At 29.0% G+C, this 10,637-nt stretch carries 8 protein-coding genes; all 8 read right to left on the reverse strand.

Annotation, left to right across the window (positions count from 1 at the left end):
* Positions 1–578: 578 nt before the first annotated feature.
* Entirely contained in the window at positions 579–1,766 is a 1,188-nt protein-coding gene (locus AB1Z17_RS10095) for an aspartate aminotransferase family protein (RefSeq protein ID WP_368051678.1), read from the reverse strand.
* A gap of 45 nt (positions 1,767–1,811) precedes the next feature.
* Positions 1,812–3,422, reverse strand: a complete 1,611-nt coding sequence (locus tag AB1Z17_RS10100; RefSeq protein WP_368051679.1) for an OstA-like protein — start codon at positions 3,420–3,422, stop codon at positions 1,812–1,814.
* A 188-nt stretch (positions 3,423–3,610) separates the two neighbouring features.
* Complete coding sequence (locus AB1Z17_RS10105; RefSeq protein ID WP_368051680.1) at positions 3,611–4,885, reverse strand: adenylosuccinate synthase; 1,275 nt, start codon at positions 4,883–4,885, stop codon at positions 3,611–3,613.
* A 31-nt stretch (positions 4,886–4,916) separates the two neighbouring features.
* A complete protein-coding gene (locus tag AB1Z17_RS10110) occupies positions 4,917–5,357 on the reverse strand; it encodes a Fur family transcriptional regulator (protein ID WP_368051681.1) in 441 nt (146 codons plus the stop codon).
* Between the two features lie 103 nt (positions 5,358–5,460).
* Complete coding sequence (locus AB1Z17_RS10115; RefSeq protein ID WP_368051682.1) at positions 5,461–7,680, reverse strand: bifunctional (p)ppGpp synthetase/guanosine-3',5'-bis(diphosphate) 3'-pyrophosphohydrolase; 2,220 nt, start codon at positions 7,678–7,680, stop codon at positions 5,461–5,463.
* A 44-nt stretch (positions 7,681–7,724) separates the two neighbouring features.
* Positions 7,725–8,957, reverse strand: coding sequence for a M48 family metallopeptidase (locus AB1Z17_RS10120; protein WP_368051683.1), 1,233 nt, complete (start codon positions 8,955–8,957; stop codon positions 7,725–7,727).
* A 42-nt stretch (positions 8,958–8,999) separates the two neighbouring features.
* A complete protein-coding gene (locus AB1Z17_RS10125) occupies positions 9,000–9,809 on the reverse strand; it encodes a TrmH family RNA methyltransferase (RefSeq protein WP_368051684.1) in 810 nt (269 codons plus the stop codon).
* A 270-nt stretch (positions 9,810–10,079) separates the two neighbouring features.
* Positions 10,080–10,637 (reverse strand): DUF3810 domain-containing protein (locus AB1Z17_RS10130; RefSeq protein ID WP_368051685.1); only part of this gene is annotated, 558 nt, incomplete at its 5' end.

Consider the following 10,637-nt stretch of genomic DNA (forward strand, 5'->3'; position numbering starts at 1 on the left):
CTGGTATTATAAGTAATTGCACAGGAGATTTAAAAGAAGTTTTAATAATTTTTGAGGAAGAAAATAAATTAGTTTCAACTTGGAATGCTTGTGATGGTCCTGGATTGGAGTACCAAAGAGGGATGGAGTTTTGTGGTACTAAATAATCTGATAAGTTAATTTTTAAAAATGCACTTTGTAAAATTATTGTACTAATTTTATTAATTTTCTATTCTGTTTGTTACTAAAAAAACCTATAGAGTTAGATTCTATAGGTTTATTATTTAAATTTTATACGTATAGTTTTTAGAAATCGGATAAATAATTAGGCGTGAAATCCATATCTTCTAAATCTATCCCATTGGATTCTTTTTGTATTTGTAAAATTAATAATTACTGCTTTTTTCTTTTTTTGCTCTGTTAATGTTATATTTAAAGTTTTCATAATATTTGTTTTTAATTAGTTACTTACACTTAAATGACGTTTCTATTTTAGTTTTGTTACGCTATTATGTATTGCATAGTACTATATTAACAAATATTTAACGAATAAAATGTGACCTGTCTATTTTTTGTTAAAATAAAGTTAATGTAAATTGTTAATAATCAGCTAATACTTCATTTAAAGATTCAATAATAATATTGCAACCTTTAAAAATTTCATCTTTAGTAATAGTAAGGGGAGGTGTAATTCTAATCGCTTTTCCTTCAAACAACAACCAAAAAAGGAGCAATCCTTTGTCTAAACTTTTTAAAATAACTTTTGAAGCAATTTCTTTAGTTTCAACTATTGCAGCAAGCATTAATCCTTTTCCTCTTATTTCTGTGATTAACGGATGTATTAATAATTTTCGAATTAAAGTTTCTTTAATAAGTGTTTCTTCAATTAAGTTAGCACTTAAAAGTTCTTTTAATGTTGCATTTGCAGCAGCGGCAATTACAGGATGTCCGCCAAATGTAGTTATATGTCCAAGTTTAGGATGTTCTTTTAAGCAATCCATTATTTTAAAAGAGGAAATAAATGCTCCAATTGGCATTCCGCCTCCTAAACCTTTACCTGCAACAATAATATGTGGAATTGTATTGTAATTTTCAAAACCAAATAATTTTCCAGTTCTACCAATTCCAGATTGAATTTCATCTAAAATTAACAAAGCGCCTACTTTGTTACATTTGTCTAATACTTTTTGCAAATAGTTATTTGTAGGCTCAATAAATCCGGCACCACCTTGTATGGTTTCTAAAATTACAGCAGCAGTTTTATTAGTGATTTTATTTAGATCTATACTATTATTAAATTCGATAAATCTAATCCCAGGAATTAAAGGTCTAAATGCACTATTTTGTGCTTCTGCTCCACAAACACTCATGGCACCTTGTGTATTGCCATGATATCCATTTTTGGCTGCAATAATCTCACTTCGTCCTGTAAAACGTTTTGCTAATTTTAAAGCACCTTCTGTGGCTTCTGTTCCAGAATTAGTTAAATAAACAGTCTCTAAATTATCTGGTAAATTATCTGCTAACAATTTGCAAAGTACTACTTGTGGCTGCTGAATAAATTCGCCATAAACCATTACATGCGTATAGTCATCAACTTGATTTTTAATGGCTTGTGAAATTTTAGGATGATTGTGCCCCAATGTATTTGCAGAAACTCCAGCAATAAAATCTAAATATGCTTTTTTATCAGAATCATAAACATATGCCCCATTTGCATATGATATTTCTAAAGCTAACGGATGTGGACTTGTTTGTGCTAGGTGTTTAAAAAAATGCTTTTTCAATTTTATTTTTTTAATTAAATATCTTATGGGTTTTCCTAAAATAATTTATTGTCTTCGCATAATTCTTTCTTTTGGAAGCTCTTTTATTAAAGGATTTTTTACTTTAGGTTTTTCTTTTGGAATTGTTGATTTTTCAGGAACTTCAATAGCCATTTCATCTTTTATAAAAATACCATCTTTTGTTAAAGGTCTTTCTTCTTCCCTCCAAATAAATCCAGTTAAAAATTTGTCTTCTTCTCTCAATTTTTCAAAATCAGAAGGAGGGTAGGTTTTACCTGTTATTGCTTTATAATAATCGATACTTTTTACATCATCATTTTCAAAAAGAATTAAAATATGGTCGCTAGATTGTTTTTTATCAATTCCAAAAAGCTTATCATTTTCATCTCTTAAAAAAAATAGAGTTTCGCTATTTCCAATGGCATCTAAAGACTCTATGTTATTGTTTTTAAATTTTCCATACATGTTTTTGCCTTTAAGTTGACTGAAACCAGCAGAATCTTTCTTAACCAATAAAGCATTATTCAAGATTTTTAAAGAATCTAATTGTTCTGTTTTTATATTAGATAAAAAATGAATCGTATCTCCTGTTATTTGATTGCCTTCTGCCCAAAGCACAGGTTTTGTAAACATTTTAGTAATTCCAGTTTTTTCATTGGTAATTAGTGAATCGCATTTTCCTTGTAAGTCAGATTTAAAAATTTTAACTCTATTAAAGGCTTTAATCAATCTTTCATCAGTTTTACCTGTTACCATTAACTTATCTCCATGAATATACATAGAGTCTTTTTCCATTACTGAAATTGCAACCGCCTTGTCTGTAATAAACACAGAGTCTAATAGCTTAAAATACTCTGCATAACCACCTTTTATAACAGTTTCATTTACAGTATCTAATACTTTAATGTTTCCGGTAGCTGATGCAAACTCAATGTTTCTATTGTAGTATAAACTATCACCTGAAATGGTTCTATCACCATAAAATATTTTCGATTTCTTTAAAAAGTGTGAGATGTTAGTTTTTGTATTATGATGTCCTTTTTCTGTATAAATAGCATTTTCTTCGCTAGTAATAGTTGAAGGACCAAATAATTCTGCTATTCCAGTACTTGTATAATAATCTAAATGGTCTGAAATTAATTTACTGTCTTTATTGGTAACATCTACTTTATTAAAGGCTTGAAATTTATTGGTTTGCAAATAATAATTTCCAATTCTACTTTTAAGTAGGTTTGTAGTATCTTTTATTGTTCCGCCACTTTTATAAAATAAATGTTGTTTTTCTCTATCGAAATAAAGGGTATCTGTTTTAAGAATCATTAATTCATCCTTTAAAATAACATCACCCCAAGAAGTTGCTAGCTTTTTTTTGGCATCATAATCTACATATTTACTATATTGAATTATGGTATCACCTTGATTGATAATAACATTTCCCATAGCTTTAATAAGATCTTTTTCTGAATATATGTAAGCTTTATCGCAACGCAATGTAGCGCCTTCGTGCTCAACAAAAACATTTCCTAAAGATATAGTTGCTCCAGGATAGTTAGGATCAACCATGGTATTATCAGCTTTTAAAATTTTAATTTTCTTAGATTGAGTAAATCCTTGAATACTAAAGAGTAAAATAAATATGAATACTATATTTTTCAAGTGGTATAAGTTTAAATACAAAACTAACTAAAAAGTAGTAGGGAACTTAATAATAGTATGTTAAAAAAAGCTGCCTAAAAAATATTAAATCTGTGTTGTTAGAGTTTATTAAATTCTTATTTGTCATTCCTGCGAAGGCAGAAATGACAGTGCACTAACGAAAATTCAACTTCTTAAACAGCTTTTAATTATTTTCTAATTATTGTTTGTTTTCTATCAGGTCCAACAGAAACAATCTTTACAGGAACATCAACAAAATCTTCAATAAATTTAATATACTCTTTCAATTCTTTTGGAAGTGTATCTTCACTTGTCATTGAAGTTAAATCTTCCTTCCAACCTTTAAATTCTTTATAAATTGGAGTTACATTATGCGCTTCAATATTATATGGTAAGTGGTGTACTTCTGTACCGTTATAATTATATGAAGTACAGGCTTTTAATGTTTTAAATCCTGAAAGCACATCGCCTTTCATCATCATTAATTGTGTAACACCATTAATTTCAACAGCATATTTTAATGCGATTAAATCTAACCATCCACATCTACGCGGACGACCTGTTGTTGCACCAAATTCGTGTCCCACTCTAGACATTGTTTCACCATCTTCATCAAATAATTCGGTAGGAAATGGACCAGAACCAACACGTGTTGTATAGGCTTTAAAAATTCCGAAAACATCACCAATTTTATTTGGAGCAACACCTAAACCAGTGCAAGCACCTGCAGCAGTAGTAGTAGACGAAGTTACAAACGGATACGTTCCAAAATCAACATCTAATAAAGAACCTTGAGCTCCTTCGGCTAAAATTGTTTTACCATTTTTCATGGCACTGTTTAAGTATTCTTCGCTATCTATAAAAGTAAGTTCTTTTAAAACTTTAATTGCATTGAAAAATTCAGTTTCTAATTCTTTTAAATTATACTGAATATCAACATTAAAAAAGTCGATCATTCTAATGTGCTTTTCTGTTAAAGCTGCATATTTATCTTTCCAATCTGCTAATTCTAAATCTCCAACACGCATCCCATTTCTTCCAGTTTTATCCATATAAGTTGGACCAATTCCTTTTAAAGTTGAACCTATTTTAGCTTTTCCTTTTGACGCTTCACTTGCGGCATCTAATAAACGGTGCGTTGGTAAAATTAAATGTGCTTTTCTGGAAATTAATAATTTAGTTTTAAAATCCAGATTGAATTGTGATAAATTATCTAATTCTTTTTTAAAAATTACAGGATCAATTACAACACCATTTCCAACTACATTAATAGCTTTTTTATGAAAAATACCAGAAGGAATTGTATGTAGTACATGTTTATGTCCATCAAAAATTAAAGTATGCCCTGCGTTTGGACCACCCTGAAAACGAGCAATTATATCATAATTTGAAGTAAGTACGTCTACAATTTTTCCTTTGCCTTCGTCTCCCCATTGTAGTCCTAATAATAAATTTACAGCCATGTTGTGTTGCTTAATAATATGTTAGTGATAGTTATTTCTTTTGTTTTTTTGTTCCGTAGAAATAGAGCGAATGATTGTGAATTTCTACATTAAAAGTATCTTCAATTGTTTTTTTAATTATTTGAACTCGTGGGTCACAAAATTCAATAACTTCTCCAGAATCTGTTAAAATAAGATGATCGTGTTGTTTGTCAAAATAGCATTTTTCATAATGGGCTTGACTTTGTCCAAATTGGTGTTTTCTAACCAAACCACATTCCAGCAGTAATTCTATGGTATTATAAAGTGTAGCTCTACTGACTCTATAATTTTTATTTTTCATTTGAATATATAAAGATTCCACATCAAAATGATCATTTAAATCATAGATTTCTTGAAGAATTGCAAATCGCTCTGGAGTTTTTCTATGAAGATTTGTTTCTAGAAATTTAATAAAAACGCTTTTTACAATTTTCTGATTTTCAACACTCATAAGTTCCTTATTTTAATAAAAAAATTAAACAACAAAGTTAAGTCTATTTTTTGAAAAAAAATACTTGATTTTTTTATATTTATTAACTTTAATTGTGAATAAATTAATGTTTATAAATTCTATCTACCTTATCTATTCCTTCAATTTTTTTAATACTATCACTTAATTTTTGAAGTTGCGATTTATTTTTAACACTTACAGTTATTCTACCTTCAAAAATACCATCGTTTCCAGAAATATTTAAATTGTGAATGTTCACTGTCATATTTCTTGATATAACCTCAGTAATTTCATTAACCATTCCCACATGGTCTACGCCGTGCAGTTTTAAAATTGCCTTAAATTCTTGATTTGTAGAATCTATCCACTTAGCACTAAGTATTCTATAAGCATAATTTGCTTGCAGACTTATGGCATTAGGACAATCTTTTTTATGAACTTTTATACCATCATTTATAGTAATAAAACCAAACACTTTATCGCCTGGTATTGGATTACAGCACTGAGACATTTTATATTCTAAACGTTCCTCTTCAGCTCCAAAAACCAAGGAATCGTAATTTGCAATTACTTCATCCTTATCAATATTTTCTTGTTTGCTAGGGCTTCTTCTAATTCTATTTTTAAAGAAACTAACAAAAGCATTGTTTCGTTTTGAAATAAAATCTTTTAGTTGGGTGTTGTCTATAGCGCCACTTCCCATTCTGTAGAATAAATCTAAACTGGTTTTAAGTTTAAAATATACTACCAATTCATTCACCACTTTTTCATTTAAAGTTATTTTTAAATGTTTAAGCTTTCGGGTTAATACTTCTTTACCTTCTTCGGCAATTTTCTTTTGATCTTCTTTTAAAGCATTTTTTATCCTGGTTCTAGCACGAGCTGTTACAACAAAATCTAACCAACCAATATTCGGTTTTTGATTTTTAGCGGTAATAATTTCTACTTGATCACCACTATATAATTCTTGACTAATTGGTTTTAGTTTTCCATTAATTTTTGCACCTCTACAATTCATCCCAACTTGTGTGTGAATTGAAAAAGCAAAATCAAGGGCAGTTGCATGTTTTGGAAGTGCTTTTAAATCGCCATTTGGAGTAAAAATAAAAATTTCTTTTGCGTACAAATTCAACTTAAAATCTTCAACAAAATCAATAGCGTTACCATCTGGATTTTCTAAAGATTCTTTAATTTTATTTAACCAATCGTCTAAACCAGTTTCTCGTTCGCTTTGGTTTTTATACTTATAATGCGCTGCATAGCCTTTTTCAGCAATTTCATCCATTCTTTCTGAACGAATTTGAACTTCAACCCATTTTCCTTTTGGGCCCATTACGGTAATATGAAGTGATTCATATCCTGTGGATTTAGGTTGGCTAATCCAATCTCTTAATCTACTTGGGTTTGGTCTAAAATGGTCAGTTACAATGGAGTATATTTTCCAGGCATCAAATTTTTCTTGTTTTACTGTAGATTTATAAATAATTCTAATGGCAAATTTATCGTAAATTTCATCATAAGTAACTCCTTGAGAAAGCATTTTTTTTCTGATAGAATAAATAGATTTTCTGCGCCCTTTAATTGTATATTCAAAACCTTCTTGATCTAAAGATTCTTTTATAATATCAGTAAATGTATCTATGTAAATTTTCTGTTCTTCCTTGCTTTGCGTTACCTTATTTGCAATGTCGATATAAACATCTGGTTCTGTGTATTTTAACCCTAGATTTTCGAGTTCAGATTTTATATTGTAAAGCCCAAGTCTATGTGCTAATGGTGCGTAAATGTATAATGTTTCAGAAGATATTTTTATTTGTTTATCGTGTGGCATTGCATCCATAGTTTGCATATTGTGCAACCTGTCTGCAATTTTTATTAAAATAACCCGAACATCATCATTTAATGTAAGTAACATTTTTCTAAAGTTCTCAGCTTGTACAGAAGCATCTTGATCCTTTTTTAAATGCGATATTTTAGTTAAGCCATTAACAATTCTAGCAACATTTTCTCCAAATAAACGCTCAATATCTTCTAATGTATAATCGGTGTCTTCAACAACATCATGCAATAATGCAGCAACAATAGAAGTAGTATCTAAACCAATTTCGTAGGCTACTATTTTTGCAACTGCAATTGGATGAAAAATATAAGGTTCTCCTGTTTTTCTTCTTTGGGAACTATGTGCCTCTAATGCAATATCAAATGCCTTTCTAATTTCCTTTTTATCGGTATCAGTAAAAGTTTGGTACGCACCTTTAAGCAAATCTTTATATCGTTTTGCTATTTCTTTATTTTCTTCTTCTTGGCTTAAGTTGTATGTCATCGCTTAAAAATAGTATTTTTAAATTATTAAACAATGTATTAAGTTTATTTTTTTAAGTTTAAAATTCGTTCTAAAAGAGTAGGGTGCGAGTAGTGAAATTTAACATACAAATTACTCGGTGTTAAATTGCTTAAACTATTTTTTGATAATTTTTTTAATGAAGAGATTAATGCTGCTGCATTGTAGTTGTTTTTAGCATATTCATCGGCCTCATATTCGAACTTTCTTGAAATAATATTCATTAAGAAACCAGTAATTTCTGAAATAGGACTATATAAAATACCGAAAGCTATTAAACCAATATGAAAACTGGTAATTTCAACTTTCAAAGCTTGTGAAAGTAATTGATTTCCAATAAAAAGTGATAAAATATAAAATGTGAATCCGGTTAAAATTAACGATAAAATTAAATTATAAATAATATGTTTTTTAGTATAATGACCGATTTCGTGTGCTAAAACAGCAACAATTTCATCTGTTTCTAAATCGTTGATTAGGGTATCATATAACGTAACTCTTTTTTGAGAACCGAAACCTGAAAAATAAGCATTTGCTTTTGTAGAACGTTTAGAACCGTCAATTATAAAAATATTATCTAATTTAAATCCTACTTTTTTTCCAAAATTATCGATGGCTGTTTTCAATTCTCCTTCTTCTAAACTTGTTTGTTTATTAAAAATAGGAACAATTAATTTTGAATAGAAAAGATTCATAAATACTGTAAAAACAGCGATTAATCCCCAAGCATATAACCAAAAATTTGTAGTTGTTAATTGATAAAACCAAGTTAATAATGCTAGAATTCCACCTCCAATAATCAATAATAGCAACCATCCTTTTATTTTATCGAAAATAAATGTTTTTAAGGTTGATTTATTAAATCCGAATTTTTCTTCAATGACAAATGTTTTATAATACGAAAAAGGAAGTGTAAGAATATCGCTTGCAAATAAAATAATTCCAAAGAAAATTAGTGTAATTAAAATGGTGTTGTCAGTTATATTTCTTGCAATTTCATCTACATATGCAAATCCATCAAACATAAAAAATAATAAAGTCAACACCAACGAAAAAGTACTGGTAATAAGCGAAAACGTATAATTTTCTTTTTTGTAAGCTTGAGATTTTTCGTATTCTTCAGTATTATAAATTCCTTTTAATTCTTTAGGGATAGGATCATTAAAATGTTTAGCATTTTGAGCATCTAAAAAAGTGTCAAATAAAAATTTCGCTAAAATTATTCCTATTAATATGTAAAAAAGTAATTGTGGAGTCATGATTTATGTAGAATCGTTTAAATGTGTAATTATATTTTTAAGTTAACGTTGTAACACTCGTTGCCTTACTGCTTCAAATAAAATAATTGCTGCGCTTACAGAGACATTCATAGAATCGATAGCACCTCGCATTGGAATTATAATGTTTTTTGTTGTGTTTTCAAGCCATTCATTTGTTAATCCTGTAGCTTCAGTTCCAACAACAATTGCTGCAGATTTTTTAAAATCGATTGTTTGATATTCGACTGATGCAGAAAGAGCTGCTCCATAAATATTAATTTTCCTTTCTTTTAAAAATGAAATTATTTCTGAAGTTGTTCCAGTAGCAATAGTTGTTGTAAACAAACATCCAACACTAGATCTAATAATATTTGGGTTGTACAAATCTGTTTTCGGATTTGCAATAAAAACAGCATCAATTCCAGCAGCATCTGCAGTTCTTAACAAAGCGCCAATATTACCCGGTTTTTCAGGTGCTTCTGCAACTAATATAAATGGATTTTCAGTTTTAAATTCAATAGTATCTAATGCTAAATCCTTAGAAATTGCAACTGCCAAAACACCTTCGGTAGTAGTTCTAGTTGCTAATTTTTGATGAATTTGGCTTGTAATTTCAATAACTTCTATTTCTAAAGAAGTGCTTTCTAACAAGTTATTTAATGCTGGTTCATCGATAATAGACAAATCAATCAATAAAGTTTTTATTGTGTAACCACCTTTTAAAGCTAAAGAAATTTCACGCAAACCTTCAATTAAGAAAGTTTGTGTTTTTTTTCTGATGCGAGATTTTTCTTTTAACAAAAAGAGTTCTTTAATATAAGGATTCTGTACACTCGAAATCTGTTTCCGCATAGTTATTAAAATAAGCTGCAAAGATAGTGATAAATGAATTAGTTGTTAGTGAGCAAATTTCAAAAAAAGTAAAGTGCAGTAATTTATTTAACCTAACATATTTCAAAAACCTGGTAGGTTTTTTTAGTTCACACTTTGTCATTTCTATGGAGATAGAAAAATCTTTAGAATCACCGTAGCTAGGCTTACCAAACATTAACAAGCAACCTGAACAGAATAGGAGTTTAAAATAACATAGAATGGATACCTGTTTTCACAGGTATGAAAGAATTACAACACAAAATCAACACTTTTATGGTAATTAATTAAAAGTACTACCATTTTACTATAACCTTTAATTCCATCTGCTTGTTTGTTGGCTTTTAAATAGTTATCGTAAAAAGTTTTAAAATATTTTTCTGACCAATTTTGATACGATTCCCAAAATTTCTGACTTTGCTGCATGTCTTTTAAAATTCCTTTATTTATAAGTGGTTTTAGTGCTTCAAAACTTGCAGGATCTTTTCGATAAACTTCAGAAATACAATAACGCATTGCCATTAAATAACCAGAATACTTAAAGAATGGATCATTAGAATTTGTACTTGCCAAATAACCTACAAAGTTTGCTTCGCTTTCGGAAGCTATTCCAATTTGATGAGCAGCTTCATGGCAAACAGTAGCTGCGTAATTATTTTTAGGAATTAGCGAATTTACTTGCGCTTCATTAGTAATCGGATTTAAATAACCTCCAAAACCCATATAGGTTAATGGTACACTAAAAAGTGAATGTTTAACTTTTGGACTAGCATATTTAAATTGTGGATAAATTTTCTCTAATTGACTGTA

This window comes from Lutibacter sp., assembly GCF_040883305.1.
GTDB lineage: Bacteria > Bacteroidota > Bacteroidia > Flavobacteriales > Flavobacteriaceae > Lutibacter.

Excerpts from the sequence above, each read along its gene's own strand:
- AB1Z17_RS10105 (WP_368051680.1), bottom strand. The coding sequence starts at position 4,885 with ATGGCTGTAAATTTATTATTAGGACTACAATGGGGAGACGAAGGCAAA.
- AB1Z17_RS10110 (WP_368051681.1), bottom strand. The coding sequence starts at position 5,357 with ATGAGTGTTGAAAATCAGAAAATTGTAAAAAGCGTTTTTATTAAATTT.
- AB1Z17_RS10115 (WP_368051682.1), bottom strand. The coding sequence starts at position 7,680 with ATGACATACAACTTAAGCCAAGAAGAAGAAAATAAAGAAATAGCAAAA.
- AB1Z17_RS10120 (WP_368051683.1), bottom strand. The coding sequence starts at position 8,957 with ATGACTCCACAATTACTTTTTTACATATTAATAGGAATAATTTTAGCG.
- AB1Z17_RS10125 (WP_368051684.1), bottom strand. The coding sequence starts at position 9,809 with ATGCGGAAACAGATTTCGAGTGTACAGAATCCTTATATTAAAGAACTC.